14 protein-coding genes are annotated in these 13,841 nt (G+C 39.6%); 2 read left to right on the top strand and 12 right to left on the bottom strand.

Going from position 1 to position 13,841, the window contains the following annotated elements:
* Positions 1-125: 125 nt before the first annotated feature.
* The 5 genes from MMB69_RS11130 to MMB69_RS11110 form a co-directional block, all read right to left on the bottom strand.
* Positions 126-1,520 carry an MATE family efflux transporter gene (locus MMB69_RS11130; RefSeq protein WP_264407665.1) on the bottom strand — a complete coding sequence of 465 codons (1,395 nt, stop codon included), beginning with the start codon at positions 1,518-1,520 and terminating at the stop codon, positions 126-128.
* 154 nt (positions 1,521-1,674) lie between these two features.
* Positions 1,675-2,307: an HlyD family secretion protein gene (locus MMB69_RS11125; RefSeq protein WP_025751627.1), complete on the bottom strand. Its 633-nt coding sequence runs from the start codon at positions 2,305-2,307 to the stop codon at positions 1,675-1,677.
* A 29-nt stretch (positions 2,308-2,336) separates the two neighbouring features.
* The gene (locus tag MMB69_RS11120; protein WP_264407666.1) at positions 2,337-3,992 is read right to left on the bottom strand and encodes an MFS transporter; all 1,656 of its coding nucleotides are present in this window, start codon (positions 3,990-3,992) and stop codon (positions 2,337-2,339) included.
* A gap of 193 nt (positions 3,993-4,185) precedes the next feature.
* Positions 4,186-4,623: a MarR family winged helix-turn-helix transcriptional regulator gene (locus MMB69_RS11115; RefSeq protein WP_221784968.1), complete on the bottom strand. Its 438-nt coding sequence runs from the start codon at positions 4,621-4,623 to the stop codon at positions 4,186-4,188.
* A 117-nt stretch (positions 4,624-4,740) separates the two neighbouring features.
* On the bottom strand, positions 4,741-5,502 hold the full coding sequence (locus tag MMB69_RS11110; protein WP_221784967.1) for an exodeoxyribonuclease III: 762 nt from the start codon (positions 5,500-5,502) through the stop codon (positions 4,741-4,743).
* A gap of 171 nt (positions 5,503-5,673) precedes the next feature.
* Here MMB69_RS11110 and MMB69_RS11105 point away from each other — a divergent pair, with 171 nt between their 5' ends.
* Together MMB69_RS11105 and MMB69_RS11100 are read left to right on the top strand one after the other, a co-directional pair.
* Positions 5,674-5,832 carry a hypothetical protein gene (locus MMB69_RS11105; protein ID WP_193345426.1) on the top strand — a complete coding sequence of 53 codons (159 nt, stop codon included), beginning with the start codon at positions 5,674-5,676 and terminating at the stop codon, positions 5,830-5,832.
* A gap of 86 nt (positions 5,833-5,918) precedes the next feature.
* Entirely contained in the window at positions 5,919-7,178 is a 1,260-nt protein-coding gene (locus MMB69_RS11100; protein ID WP_264407668.1) for an erythromycin esterase family protein, read from the top strand.
* A gap of 36 nt (positions 7,179-7,214) precedes the next feature.
* On the opposite strand, the gene MMB69_RS11095 is transcribed toward MMB69_RS11100, so the two are convergent.
* The 7 genes from MMB69_RS11095 to MMB69_RS11065 form a co-directional block, all read right to left on the bottom strand.
* Positions 7,215-7,688 carry a heme-degrading domain-containing protein gene (locus MMB69_RS11095; RefSeq protein ID WP_221784965.1) on the bottom strand — a complete coding sequence of 158 codons (474 nt, stop codon included), beginning with the start codon at positions 7,686-7,688 and terminating at the stop codon, positions 7,215-7,217.
* Positions 7,689-7,701: 13 nt separating this feature from the next.
* On the bottom strand, positions 7,702-8,736 hold the full coding sequence (locus MMB69_RS11090) for an oxidoreductase (RefSeq protein WP_264407671.1): 1,035 nt from the start codon (positions 8,734-8,736) through the stop codon (positions 7,702-7,704).
* Positions 8,733-9,503, bottom strand: a complete 771-nt coding sequence (locus tag MMB69_RS11085) for a DeoR/GlpR family DNA-binding transcription regulator (protein ID WP_264407672.1) — start codon at positions 9,501-9,503, stop codon at positions 8,733-8,735. Before MMB69_RS11085 ends, MMB69_RS11090 begins: the two co-directional genes overlap by 4 nt.
* A 309-nt stretch (positions 9,504-9,812) precedes the next feature.
* The gene (locus tag MMB69_RS11080; protein ID WP_264407674.1) at positions 9,813-10,904 is read right to left on the bottom strand and encodes a toxic anion resistance protein; all 1,092 of its coding nucleotides are present in this window, start codon (positions 10,902-10,904) and stop codon (positions 9,813-9,815) included.
* 18 nt (positions 10,905-10,922) lie between these two features.
* Positions 10,923-12,539, bottom strand: coding sequence for a YceG family protein (locus MMB69_RS11075; RefSeq protein ID WP_277447730.1), 1,617 nt, complete (start codon positions 12,537-12,539; stop codon positions 10,923-10,925).
* A gap of 94 nt (positions 12,540-12,633) precedes the next feature.
* Positions 12,634-13,212 (bottom strand): TerD family protein, encoded by a 579-nt coding sequence (locus MMB69_RS11070; protein ID WP_221784960.1) that lies wholly within the window; start codon positions 13,210-13,212, stop codon positions 12,634-12,636.
* Positions 13,213-13,247: 35 nt separating this feature from the next.
* Positions 13,248-13,826, bottom strand: a complete 579-nt coding sequence (locus tag MMB69_RS11065) for a TerD family protein (protein WP_025751616.1) — start codon at positions 13,824-13,826, stop codon at positions 13,248-13,250.
* Between the last annotated feature and the right edge of the window lie 15 nt (positions 13,827-13,841).

The following is a 13,841-nucleotide window of genomic DNA, read 5'->3' as shown; positions in this document are numbered from 1 at the left end:
AAACCATTCCTTTGTACCCATACCCGTTTTTTCCCACAAATTAAAGCTTTTTGCGTAAAAAGACCAGCTTCACTTCGTTTTTTTACACAGCAAAAAACCTCTGCACATCCTGCAGAGGTTTTGTTTTATACTTGAACCGGCGTTGGTTCTTCAGCTGTTTGTTCGTGCTGTATAAGCCCGTAGTTTTCCCATGCTCGGCTTTTCCAACGGAAAAACATAATAACTGCGCGCATCCATTCATCGGCTGCGATGGCAAGCCAAATGCCAGCGAGCCCCATGTCTAAATGGAAAACGAAGAAATAACCGAGCGGCAAGCTCATCATGACCATCGACATCGCACCAATTAACACCGGATATTTGGCATCTCCCGCTGCCCGCAGCGAGTTAATCAACACAATGTTCATCGTTCTTCCCGTTTCAAGCACAATGCTCAGAAGCAACACCGTCGCCCCAAGCTCAATGATATGCGGATTGTCTGTAAACACGCTGATCAGCTGTGTTCTGAATGTCATCACAAGAACAACCATCATCATCGTTACGGCACTGGCCCATTTGACGCTTTTCCATACGCGATGGTACGCTTCATCTTTTTCGTTTCCGCCTACTAAACGGCCGACAATAATCGCTGTACCCATTCCAATTGCAATGGCAAATAAGTAAATGAACATTGAAATATTCATCGCGTACTGTCTCGCAGCAAGTGATTCTGCTCCTAGGTAGGTTGCATAGTATAAAAAGACAATTTGACAGCCTTGATACATCACTTGTTCAAAAGCCGACGGAATACCAATTTTTAAAATTTTACCGATATATTCTTTTGAAAGCGTAATGTAGTATTGAAATTTCACTCTATATTCCATCACTTGATACAGCAGCCAAAAGAACACTATAAGGGCAACGAATCGGCTGAACGCAGATGAAATCGCTGCTCCTTGCACGCCCATTTCCGGAAAGCCGAACTTTCCGAAGATTAAAGCATAGTTTCCTGCAATATGAAAAATGTTCATTCCAAGTGAAACAAACATTGCCTGCTTCGTAAAACCATGTACGCGAATAATCGCTGCAAGAGAGTTAATAATCGCTTGAAGAAAAATAGCTCCTCCGACGATGGATAAATAGCTTTGTGCATACATCAGCACGTCACCTTGTAAGTTCATCGCTTCCATCATATGTCTTGAAAACAAAAGAAAACCCGCGCTAATGACTAGCCCGACTCCTAAATTTAACGTAACGGCCAAAGCAGAAATCTTTGACGCTTCCATATACCGTTTTGATCCTAAATACTGAGACACAACAATTGCCGCTCCGTTACCAATGACCTCTAACACCAAAATCGCAATGTGAAGGTATTGATTGGCTGCTCCGACTCCTGATACGGCATCATCCGACAGCGCACTTAGCATAAAGGTATCAGCAATCCCCATTAACATAAAAAGAAACACTTCTAAAAAGATCGGCCACGTTAAGAAAAACAAATTCAGCTTTTCTTTTGGCCCTTTTTTTGTTTCGACCGCGGTCATCCCATCACCTTCTTTACCGATATCCAATTTCAAACAAGAAGTATCTTACCACACATTTCCTTTGTATACATCCCCTTTTTAGCACATTTTTTATTTTATTTGTTTAGGCATAAAAAAAGCCGCTCCCTTAGAGGAAGCAGCTTTTTTTCCGTTATTAAATTGAAATTTTCACTTCTGCGTTCATACCTGGAAGAACTTTATCTGATGCATCATCAATTGAAATTTTCACCGGTACTTTTTGCGTTACTTTTGTATAGTTTCCTGTATTTTGAGCAGGAAGCATAGAAGACACTGAGTTTGTTGCGCGGCCGATTGCTTCAACATGACCTTTGAAAACTTTACCTGAGTCTCCGTCCACTGTAATATCGACGCTGTCTCCTTCTTCTAAGTCACCTAGGTCTGTTTCTTTAATGTTTGCATTGATATAGATTTTAGATAAATCAGCTGTTTGTGCTAACACATCGCCAGCTTTTACTAATTGATTTTGAGATGCGTTGTTTTTAATAATTGTTCCGTCAATCATAGACGTTACGTCTGTTGATTTTTCGCCTTCTTTTAAGCTTCCAACAGAATCACCTTGAGAAACGCTATCTCCTTCTTTTACATTCCATTCGCTTAACTGACCGTTAGCTGAAGCGATGACTTGTGAAAGCGGTGCTTCTACCTGCGCTTCATCTGTTTTAACGTAATTTGCTTTTTCGTAGAAATAATATCCACCAAAGCCTACTAGTAATAAAATCACAATGATTCCAACAATGTTAGTAACCAATAAACGACTTTTACTCATCGGAATTCCTTCTTTCTATAGTTAGTATATTATACAGAGGTTTCTTCTGTTTGAGGTGCCGGCAGCATTTTTCTTTCTTCTTGCGGCTCAGCTTCTTCTTGAACCTCTTCTTTTTGAACAAGAATTCTATTTTCACCGCTCCACGCTTTACTTAGTGAAGCAATGAGCATAATTACGCCTAAAATACCAAGCATGAAAAATAAGTTGTGATACGCATGTAAAATCGATGCTTTTTTAGCGCCTGCTATAACAGCCGTCACAGCCGATGTTTTTGCGTCTGCTTGACTCATTCCCATACCCATATAGCGTTTGATCATTTCAGACAGCTGCATCTTCACCTGAGGATCTACTGAGCTAATTTGACCTCGAAAATCTTCATAATAAATCGCATTTTGTCGAACAACAAACCACCCAATCACAGGTGCTACGATGGCTCCTAATAAATTTCGAATGGAGTGCAGTGAAATGGAACGCATCGAAGCTTGATGTAAATCTCCGGCTAGTGCCGCTCCTAGTGCACCGGATACCAGTGCCATACTAACACCCATACCAAAGAGCATAATGTGAACATATAAACTTACTAGTGATGTATCAGCTGATACGTTCACCCAGCTAAATCCTACAATGACAATAAGAAGTGATCCAATTGCTCCAAGGTAACCTGGACCAAATTTGTCATATAAGAATGTCGTTGTAAATGCTGAAATCAGTACCCCAACAAAAAAGTATAAATAAAAATAAGAAAGCGTGGTGTACGATGCATTTTGCACATTTTGCATGACGCCATTAATACCTGCAATGGCTAGAATATACGCCATATGACCGCCAATGGCCATAATTGTACCCGCAACTGGTTTTACGGCTAGCAGTGATTTTAATGGTACTAACGGATTTTCAGCCGCTAAATCAACTAAGACAAAAATGACAACTAATCCTGCTGCAGCTAGTAAGAACGGCCACACTTGGATAGAAGCAAATCCTTCGTATCTTAGTTCATACAGTGGATAAACTAATAAAATCATAATAAGGCTAAGAATAAAGATACTTTTCTTATCCACTGGACGGTCTTCTTGCTGAGTTGGATCATGAGCAGGTAATACCTTATACCCAATAAACAGACAGACAAGAGAAGCTATTATTCCTAAAACAAAAACCCAGCGCCAATTATCCATGCTAAGAGATACAGCACCTAAAAAGGCTCCAATCGCCGTTGAACCGAACAGTCCGCCGATCGCTAAGACTAAAAAGAAGTTTCGGATTTTATTCGGAAACGAAATCAGCGCAGCTGGAATAATGGTTAAAAACAGCATTCCTGAGCTTAAGCCTTGAATCAGACGACCAAGGGATAAAAACGCAACGTTTTCGGAAAAAACGTTGATAATCGAACCTGCTAAAAAGACTAAAACGAACGTTAAGTATGCTTTACGCACGCCATATTTTTTCGTCAGCATCGGACCAATAGGTACTCCAAGTCCAAATGCCAAGTTAGAAATAATAGATGGCAATAGTAAGCTTTGTGTACTCGCATCAAATCGATTTTGAATTAATACTTGATTGACCGTGTAGGATAAATTCAAAAAATACTGAGGGCCAATTGAAAATAGCGTTAAAATCGCCATAATTAAGTATTTAGGTACGCTTAAACCTTGTTTGTCGGAGGCTACTGCTGGATTATTCTGACTCATATTTATTCCTCCTTTTATTAAATTCTTTTCATAAGACTAACAATTCCTTACATATTTTATTGTACAAGTTGTATCATGCAAGTTATAGCAGCACTACATATTATACATCTTTTAAAGAAGAAATCAACTTCTTTGTTTCAACTTAAAAAGACTATTTTTCAATAGCCTTTTTGTTCATCTATATGTATTCGCTTTAACATCCATTACTGCGCCATCTTTTAAAATCGAGATTCAAGCGTGATAAACTTTTTTCCAGTACTAAAACCTCTTCTTCCGACCAATCTTCTAATACTTCAGCATAGGCTTGTTTACGCTTGCTTTGTACATGCTGTAAAATATCTTTCCCTGCATCAGTCATTTCAATTAAACTAATCCGCCCATTTTCTGGACTCGGAAAGCGGCGAACAAACTGTTTGGTCTCAAGCGCAGATACTTGCCGGCTAGCTGTCGATAAGCTCAGTTTTAAATTTTCAGCTAATGCATTAATCCCCAGCGGACTGCGCTGATCTAGCTCGCTTAACAGTAAATATTCAGACCGGTCCAAGCTTCCAAGCTTGGGACTGTGCGTCGTTGTTAGACGAACAAGCAGCGCAATTTCGTGCTCAATGGTTTGCAGCGAGTCTCGCTTCACCTCTGTCTCCCCCTTTATCTCATGAAACATTCTGTACTTTTTAATATGTTTACTATACCGCAACCGTTCGCGTGAACCAACCTTTTTTCCGTTTTTCTTCTATTATATAGAAAGATATCATAGATGGGGTACATTTAATTCTAGCATCACAGGACAGTGGTCGCTTCCCATTACATGCGGATGAATAGCAGCTTCTTGAATAACGTCTTTCATTCTCTCCGATACGATAAAATAATCAATGCGCCACCCGATATTTCGTTCTCGCACTTTGTTCATATATGACCACCAGGTATAGGATCCTTCTTGATTCGGATATAAATAGCGAAATGTATCAAGAAATCCACTAGCAAGAAGCGTCGTCATTTTCCCTCGCTCTTCTATAGTAAAACCAGAATTCCCTCGGTTTGGCTTCGGATTACGCAAGTCAATTTCTTCGTGTGCTACATTTAAGTCTCCGCACAAAATCACCGCTTTACGGCTATTTAATTTGTTTAAGTACACGAGCAGATCGTCTTCCCATTGAAGCCTTTCTTCAAGCCTTGCTAAGTCTCTTTTAGAATTTGGCGTATACACATTTACTACATAGCATTGTTCAAACTCAAGCGTGATAATACGTCCTTCGTCTTCCGATTCTTTATCGACACCGTATGAAACGGATAAAGGCTTTTGCTTGGTAAAAACAGCCGTTCCAGAATAGCCTTTTTTCACGGCGTAATTCCAGTACTGATAATATCCTTCTAGCTGCAAATCAATTTGTCCTTCCTGCAGCTTCGTCTCTTGAATACAAAATACATCCGCATTCACTTCTTGAAAATAATCTAAAAATCCTTTTCGCACACACGCGCGAATGCCATTTACGTTCCAGGAAATCAACTTCATAAACTCTTCACGTTCTCCTCACTCGATTTATGTATCAGTGTTTAGTGTAGACAATTTCTTGCATGAGTTCAAATAATTTAAAGCGTATACTTTTCTTTTCAATGTATTCCTGATATTTCTTCTTATTTTATTTTCTGTACCTCAAACACTAGATACAAGAGGTGAAACATAATGTCAACAAACCACACGTATGAAAATAACGAAGAAGTTTCTACTGTTTCTAAAAAAGAAGAGCACCCTACTAAAGAATGCGAAACACAGAATCAAACGGCGCTTACTAAAGAAGATTTTTCTTTAAATGATTCTGCTATTAAGCACTTTAGCAGGTAATTCATAAAAATAAAAACCCGTTAACTGGTAGCAAGACTTGCTGTCTCAAGCTCTTGCTATCCATTTCTTAAACATAAGGTGGTCGTATGCTAAAAACCATTCAAATGATAGAAGCCATTAAAAAACATTCTATGCCTTTTGCTGATGTCGATGACTTACTGCCGCTTATTAACACAGCAAGCCGCGCTCAATACGTACTTCTCGGAGAAGCATCTCACGGCACATCTGAATTTTACGAAATTCGAGCAGCTATTACGAAAGAATTAATTCAGCATCATGATTTTTCCTTTATAGCAGTGGAAGGAGACTGGCCTTCGTGTTTTGAAGTTAATCGCTATATTAAAGGATATACAACTCAATACGCGAATGCCGAAGATGTCTTAAAATCTTTTAGCCGCTGGCCTTCATGGATGTGGGCCAATCAAGAAATAAAAGAATTGATTGAATGGCTTCGTGATTATAACAACAACTTGCCAGCACATCAGCCAAAAGTAGGTTTTTACGGCTTAGATGTATACAGCCTGTGGGAATCGATGGAAGCTATTATTGAGTACTTAGAAAACAACCACGCTCCTGATGCAAAGAAAGCGAAAAAAGCCTTTGAATGCTTTGAACCTTTTCATCGCGAAGCACAGATGTACGGAATTTCTTCTGCCCTTTACGGAAAAAACTGCATGTTAGAAATCTTAGAGCTTTTACAAACCATTCAGCAAAAAAAAGATACCTATACTCATGAGCCTGAGGCTGCGCTTAGTATGCAGGTAAATGCGCTGGTAGCAAGCAATGCTGAAGCTTACTATCATACGATGATTACTAACGACAATGAATCGTGGAATATTCGCGATCGTCATATGGTAGAAGCTTTAAAATATATTCAAGCTTACTATAAAGATAGCGCTAAAGGAATTGTATGGGAGCATAACACTCACATCGGAGATGCAAGAGCAACGGACATGAAAAGCAGCGGCATGGTGAATGTAGGTCAGCTTACCCGTGAAGAATACGGACAGAAGCATGTTTACGCCGTCGGATTCGGAACTCATCACGGCACGGTCATTGCTTCTGATAGCTGGGGTAATCCTCATCAGGAATTAACCGTTCCTCCAGCTATAGAAGGAAGCTGGGAAGATGCCATTCACCGAGCAGGTGCTTTTGATCAATATCTCATGTTCACAGAGGAAAACCGAACATTTTTTCATTCAACGATAGGCCACCGCGCCATTGGTGTTGTATACGACCCAGAGATTGAACAATACGGAAATTATGTTCCTTCTCGCTTGTCAAAACGATATGATGCTTTTATGTATGTAGAAAAAACACACGCCTTATCGCCACTCATCTTTTAATGAAATAAGCGGGCTTCCAACGAAGTCCGCTTATTTTTATTGCAAAAAGCTACGAATCGTATCTGCCACAAGTGCATGATCTTCTTCTTGCGACATACCTGATACGGTAATGGTTCCAATTACGCCGACGTTTTTAACCGAAATTGGAAATGACCCTCCTACTGCTTCGAATTCCTGAGGATTCGCTGCGTAAAACTGCGCGTAAGAACGATCTTTTAACTCGCAGTACAGCTTCATATAATACGAGCTGTGATGGTGACGAAGAACGGTGTTTGATTTTCGTTTAATCCATTCTTCATGATCGGGAATAGCCCCTTCCATCGCATGTTGAAAGAGAGTTTGACCATTTCGTTTAATACTTACGGTTACTGCCTTACCTTTGCTTTTCGCTTCATTAATAATGGCCGTTCCGATCTGTAAAGCCTGGTCATTTGTAAATTGATGAAAGATCAGTTCTTTTTCCTGTTGAACTACTTTTTCAAGCAGCGTCTCTGCCGAATGATTACTCACTGTTTCTCGCTCCTTAGTTAAAATAAACCGCTCGTTTTTCTTTGCTGCTTTCAAATGCCGCTTCAATAACTTTAACCACGTCACGAGCTTCTTCTGCTGAAACCGGAAGTTCTTCTCCTCGAAGCAGGCTGTGGGCAATTTTTTGATAATACGTCACATAAGAACCGTGCAGCGTTTGAATTTCTTTCGTTTCGCCTTCGCCAGTTGTCAGCTTACCGTAGTGTTCAGGATGATCTGCTCCCCACGTATCGTCCACAGGCTTCTTGCCGGCTCTTAGCATATCTTCCTGGCCGTCAATCCCGTATTTGATATAGCTTGCTTTTGTTCCATGAACTTGAAAGCGAGGCCCGTTGCTTGGCACAATGGCGCTTGAATGTAAAATAACGCGAAGAGAACCGTATCCAAGCACTACGTGGAAGTAATCATCCGTACGTGCATGATCTCGCTGCCCAAACACATCAGCTTGAACAAATTCAGGCATTCCAAAAAGGTGTAAGGCTTGGTCGATTAAATGAGATCCTAAATCGTAAAGCGCTCCTGACCCAGGTCCTTCATTTTCTCTCCAGCGGTCTCGAACAGCTGGACGATAGCGATCAAAATGAGCTTCATACATTTTAACGTCGCCTAATTTCCCTTCTTCAATCAGCTGTTTCACCGTCAAATAATCATTATCCCATCTACGGTTATGATAGACGCTTAGTTGAACACCTTGTTCTTTTGCTAATTGAATTAATTCATTTGCTTCTTTTTCTGATACGACCATCGGCTTTTCAACAATTACGTGCTTACCTGCGCGTAGTGCGTCTTTTACCATTTCATAGTGCATGCCGCTAGGCGTTGTAATAATAACTAAATCAATGCTGTCATCTTCTAGAAGTTCAGATAGATTGCTCACTACTTCAACATCCTCTAAGTCACTCTTTACTTTTTTAGGATTTGAACTCATTACCTTTGAAATATGAAATTCGTCTAACACGCTTAAAAGCGGCGTGTGAAAGACCGTTGCTGAAAATCCGTATCCTACTAATCCTACTTTTATTTTCTTCATTGTGTTTCCTCTCCTTTATCAAAATCTGTTACGATAAGCTGCACTTGATTTTGTTCTATTTTTTCTTTTACATCCGCTTCTGGCGCTTTATTTGTAATTAGGATATCAATGTCGCTCATATCACATACTCGATGTAAAAATTCACGTTCAAACTTTGTATGATCCGCCAGCATAATCACTTGTCTTGCGCATTGAATCATCTGTCTTTTTAAAAACGCTTCTTCTTCACTTGGAGATGTAATACCATCTGCACCAACGCCGCACGTACCTAAAAACAGCTGATCTACTTTGTATTCCTGCAACGTAGAAATCGTTCTTGGCCCGGTGACGTTACGGTTTTTCCCGTTAAACTTGCCCGGCAGCAAAAACGTATCACACGCTGTATATTGATCGAGCAAATCCACATTATCGATGGAATTCGTAATAACGGTTACATGCTTTACATCCATATACTTCGCCATCAGTGCGATAGTAGAAGACGTATCTAAAAGCACGTCATACCCCTCCGACATTAACGAAGCTGCTTCTTTAGCAATTTGTTCTTTCGCTTTGGTAGGCGTCCGTTCACTGTAATCAATGATATGACTTGACGATAGCGTCGCTCCGCCTTTAACTCTCATAACCTCGCCGTTTTCTTCAAGCTTGACTAAATCACGCCTCGCCGTATCTTTTGAAACGGTAAACATATCGCAAATTTCGTCTAACGTAATCGTACGGTGTGTATGAAGGTATTCAACAATCGCACTCATGCGCTGTTCTTGATACAATGAAATACCCTCCTTTTTTACTTTAATATGAGCTAATTGTAGCGCAAAGAAAAACTAAAAACCACTAAAAAAACTTAAAAAGATTAATTTTTTTAAGTTTTTAACTTAAATTATAAAAGATTGTTTAAACAAATTCGAAAAAAAGCATAAAAGTGTACAAACGCTTTCTGGAAATAACTATCTTATTTTGGATAATACTTCTTTTATATCTGATACCCTTTCACGCTTTTCGCTAATCGCTTATGGTTAAGACTTCCGGCAAACGTATAGGCAAAAAAAGCGGGAATCGTAAAGATTCCCGCTTTTTCGTTACATCTTATGTTCAAGCGCCTTGAAGTTTTCTTGAAATTGCTCCAAGCGAACAAGTCCTTCTTCACGAAGGCGTTTATTTTCCTCTTCAATTGCTTTTGTTTCCTGCATTCCTTTCATAATAATATTCCACGTTTGCTCCATCGTTTCTACTTTTACGCTAGGGGCACCGGACATTTTAGCGATTTTAACGCTTTGCTGTGAAATATTTTCTGCATTTCGAATGAGCAGTTCATTTGTACGTTTGTCTAATTCGTTCATCGACTCGGCTACTAAATTTTGACGCTTTGCTGCAATGGCGTTAATGAGTCCATTTTTAAAAATGGGAATCGTTGTAATAAACGCAGAATTGATTTTTCCGATCAGCTTTGCATTTCCTCGCTGCAGCATGCGAATTTGAGGAGCAGATTGATAAGATACTTGTTTTGCCATTTCTAAATCATATAATCGCTGCTCCATCAGCTCAACCGCATTTTTTAAGGTTTGAAGCTCCATTGCCGCCAGCTGATTTCCACTCGACGCTCTTTCTTCAAGCACCTTTAGCTCTTGTTTTAACTCTTCTACTTTCACTTCGCCCGCTACAATGTATTTTTCAAGCTCCATATAATACTGATAGTTTTGCTCGTAAAGCTGTTCAAGTGTTGTGGTTGAGTGCTTCATTTCGGTTTCATATTTTGTGATTTCAACATATACTTTATCAATTTCAGAGCCCATCGTCTCATATTTTTGAAACAGCTTGTCTACTATTTTTTGACCGCGTTTAAAAAGCTTAGAGAAAAACCCTTTATCTTCAACAAAATCCTTTGCATCAAATTTATCCATAATCTTTCCAAGCTGCTTTAATAATTGACTTGATTCTTCCATGCTAGACGATTTAATTGTACTAAGCACTTTTCCGGAAAAAGAGGAAATTTCATTAGCTGTTTCTTTCCCATACTCAAGTAAAGCCAGCTGATTTTTATAATCAATTTGTTCTGCCAAGCGACGTACTTCTGGCTCTTCTCGCAGTTTTGCTTTTACTTCGTTAGGCTTTGTTTCTAAAACTTCTTCGGCTTCATTTAAATCTAAAGGCTGTAATTCATTTGTTGCCATTTAAAAACCCTTCTTTCTTTAAAAGATTCGTTTTAACCATTTTTGAATGAGCGACGGCTCTTTGAATTCTTCATTAAAGCTAATATCTTCTAGCCAGTGCATATCGAAATACTTTTCTTCGACGAACGCTTCTATATCCAGTTGACCGGTTGGATTAAAGAGAACAATATCAACGCCGAATTCATTTAATAGAAGCAGTAAAGCTGCATCTTCACGCGTAAACGCTTCTCGTTCATTTCCATGATAAATAATGAGACGGGGTACATGCTGCGTATAATCAAACTTTTGAAGCATGCGAAGCACGTTGTTTGGAAGCTTCAAAGACTGATTAAACAAGTACATTTGATGCTGATACGCATCTTCATGATCTAACCGAAGAAGCTTTGAATGTGCACAGTACCTGGAAATAGCTGCAGCTAGCCCTTGCTGAAGCCCGATAGGCAACTCTTTATAGCGCCACCAGTTGCTTTCAATCATTTTATCAGGACTGAGCGTGCCATCACTTCCGAGAGCTCCTTGATAGTGAAAGTGATTATTTCCTTCTATTTTTTTGGCAAAAGGAACAGAATCAATCGTCAGAGCTAACTCATTTTCCGTTTGCATGAGCTCATGCACTTTACTCCAGTACTCTTTTCGGTTTTTAGAAATACCAAGTACTTTTGAAAACAAGACCGGCACGTGTACATATGGCTTTGACACTTCAAAATTAGGACGAATAAACGCCCGTTCTCTCATTAATAAAAAGATTTCATCATACGTCGTTTTGAGAGTAACTGAAGTTGGAAAATACGAACGAAATTGCCACGGTTTATACAGCATGGACTCCTCTGAATGAAGCACTTGCTCAATTTCTTGAGACGCTCTAAATGCTACCGTACCTTTTCGAACCGGTTTATCTTTTGGAAAAGGTACAAGCGAGCTAGTAGAAGAAAACGTATAAACCGTTGTTAAATGCTGATTTTTATCTACTTCTTTTAAATTATCTTTTCCTTCTGGATGAAAGGTAAGGACGTCAAAGCCTAGTAAAATTAAATAATAGAGAAAATACTGCTCGCTTTTATTTGCATCTCCGTACCACATGATGCGAGGCGCGTGCTCTGGAAATGCTTTATCCAGCAGCCAAGGTGTTAGATTATTCCACTGCCACTTTATTAAATCGATTAATACGCGTTGAAAATGCCCGTCCATAAAGCCCTCTGCGTGCTGTTCTTTAAAACACGTTAACGTTTCAATGAATTTTTCACGTACTCTCCTATGTATAGCGGGATTTTCTGACTTCACGATCAGCTTTTTTCCTTCTAAAAAAGCAAATAGCCGATTGACAGAAAGGCCGCGCTCTTCTTGATTAATTTTAAGGATCGTTTGTACTTCTTTTAATCTATCATTAGAAATGGACTTATCAAGCTTATCTTGCAAGACAATAATTGATGGTGATGAATGCGCAAGTTCATAAAGAAAAGCTGCGTACTCGTCCGCATCAAGATGAGTGCCTAAATATCTGCCTGCCACTTGTTTATAGGTAGTTTGCTGCTCATTTTGTACAAAGTCACCTCGCAGAGAAACATCTTTAGAAAAAAGAGAAGTTCCATCCTGCTCGTTAAGATTAATCATATGAGGATCAATTAATTTACTCACACCTTACAGCTCCTTTCTTTTCAGACATATACATGCTAAAAAGAAAGGGTACTCGTTAAAGCACCCTTTCTTTTTCATTTATCGCATGCCTTTTTTATACGGATAACCCGTAGTTGCGGCAAAGATCGGCCAATCCGCCAGAAAAACCGCTGCCAATGGCATTAAATTTCCAGTCGTTTCCGTGCTTGTATAGCTCACACACCACAACAGCTGTTTCGATTGAAAAATCTTCGCCTAAATCATAACGAAGCACTTCTTCATTTGTTTCGGCGTCAATAAGACGAACAAACGCATTGGATACTTGTCCAAAGTTTTGTCCGCGAGTATCTGCATCGTGAATGGTGACGCTAATTCCGATTTTTTCAACGTGGTCAGGAAGAAGAGAAAAATCAACGGCGATTTGCTCATCGTCTCCATCTCCTGCACCTGTACGGTTGTCACCGGTATGCTCCACAGCTCCGTTTGGACTTTTTAAATTGTTGTAAAAAACAAACTCTTCGTCATTTACAACTTGGCTTGATTTATTGGCTAAAAATGCACATGCATCTAAATCGAAGTCCTGAGACCCAGCATATTTATTTGTATCCCACCCAAGACCTACTATTACTTTTGTTAAGCCTGGGTTCGTTTTGGTTAGGTCAATGCGCTGACCTTTTGATAAAGAAATTGACATAAAAACATCCTCCGTACATTTTCTTACTTTAATGATTAGGCGTTTAAACCAAAGTCGTTTACAAGTGCCGCTAAGCCGCCTTGATAGCCGCTGCCAATAGCATTGAACTTCCATTCTCCACCGTGTCGATACAGCTCGCCTACCACGACCGCTGTTTCGATCGAGAAGTCTTCACCTAAATCATAACGAATTAACTCTTCGTCATTTGTTGCATTTAAAATACGAACGTAGGCGTTGCTTACTTGGCCAAAGTTTTGACCGCGTGCTTCCCCTTCATGGATCGTAATGGTAAACGCAATACGTTCAATAGATTGAGGCACATTTTTCAAATCTACTTGAACCTGCTCATCGTCTCCTTCACCTACGCCTGTACGGTTATCTCCGGTATGCTCAACCGCTCCGTTTGCACCCGTCGTATTGTTGTAAAAAATAAAATCAGATTCTGAAGCGCATTTTCCCGCTCCGTTTAATAAAAAGACAGATGAATCTAAATCAAAATCGTTTCCACCGTCATACTTATTTACATCCCATCCAAGGCCTACTACTACGTTTGTTAATCCTGGATTCGTTTTTGTTAAATCTACTTTTTGTCCTTTTGAAAGATTAATAGCCATTTCGTTTCCCTCTTT

The organism is Priestia sp. P5 (assembly GCF_029522155.1).
GTDB lineage: Bacteria > Bacillota > Bacilli > Bacillales > Bacillaceae_H > Priestia > Priestia megaterium_E.
The sequence above is the reverse complement of the archived record's forward strand: the minus strand, read 5'-3'. Positions and strand labels throughout refer to the sequence as shown.

Bases quoted from the DNA above. Each gene is read 5' to 3' on its own strand.
- MMB69_RS11065 (WP_025751616.1), bottom strand. From the start codon at position 13,826: ATGGCTATTAATCTTTCAAAAGGACAAAAAGTAGATTTAACAAAAACG.
- MMB69_RS11090 (WP_264407671.1), bottom strand. From the start codon at position 8,736: ATGAAGAAAATAAAAGTAGGATTAGTAGGATACGGATTTTCAGCAACG.
- MMB69_RS11130 (WP_264407665.1), bottom strand. From the start codon at position 1,520: ATGACCGCGGTCGAAACAAAAAAAGGGCCAAAAGAAAAGCTGAATTTG.
- MMB69_RS11105 (WP_193345426.1), top strand. From the start codon at position 5,674: ATGTCAACAAACCACACGTATGAAAATAACGAAGAAGTTTCTACTGTT.
- MMB69_RS11110 (WP_221784967.1), bottom strand. From the start codon at position 5,502: ATGAAGTTGATTTCCTGGAACGTAAATGGCATTCGCGCGTGTGTGCGA.
- MMB69_RS11100 (WP_264407668.1), top strand. From the start codon at position 5,919: ATGCTAAAAACCATTCAAATGATAGAAGCCATTAAAAAACATTCTATG.
- MMB69_RS11125 (WP_025751627.1), bottom strand. From the start codon at position 2,307: ATGAGTAAAAGTCGTTTATTGGTTACTAACATTGTTGGAATCATTGTG.
- MMB69_RS11080 (WP_264407674.1), bottom strand. From the start codon at position 10,904: ATGGCAACAAATGAATTACAGCCTTTAGATTTAAATGAAGCCGAAGAA.
- MMB69_RS11070 (WP_221784960.1), bottom strand. From the start codon at position 13,212: ATGTCAATTTCTTTATCAAAAGGTCAGCGCATTGACCTAACCAAAACG.
- MMB69_RS11120 (WP_264407666.1), bottom strand. From the start codon at position 3,992: ATGAGTCAGAATAATCCAGCAGTAGCCTCCGACAAACAAGGTTTAAGC.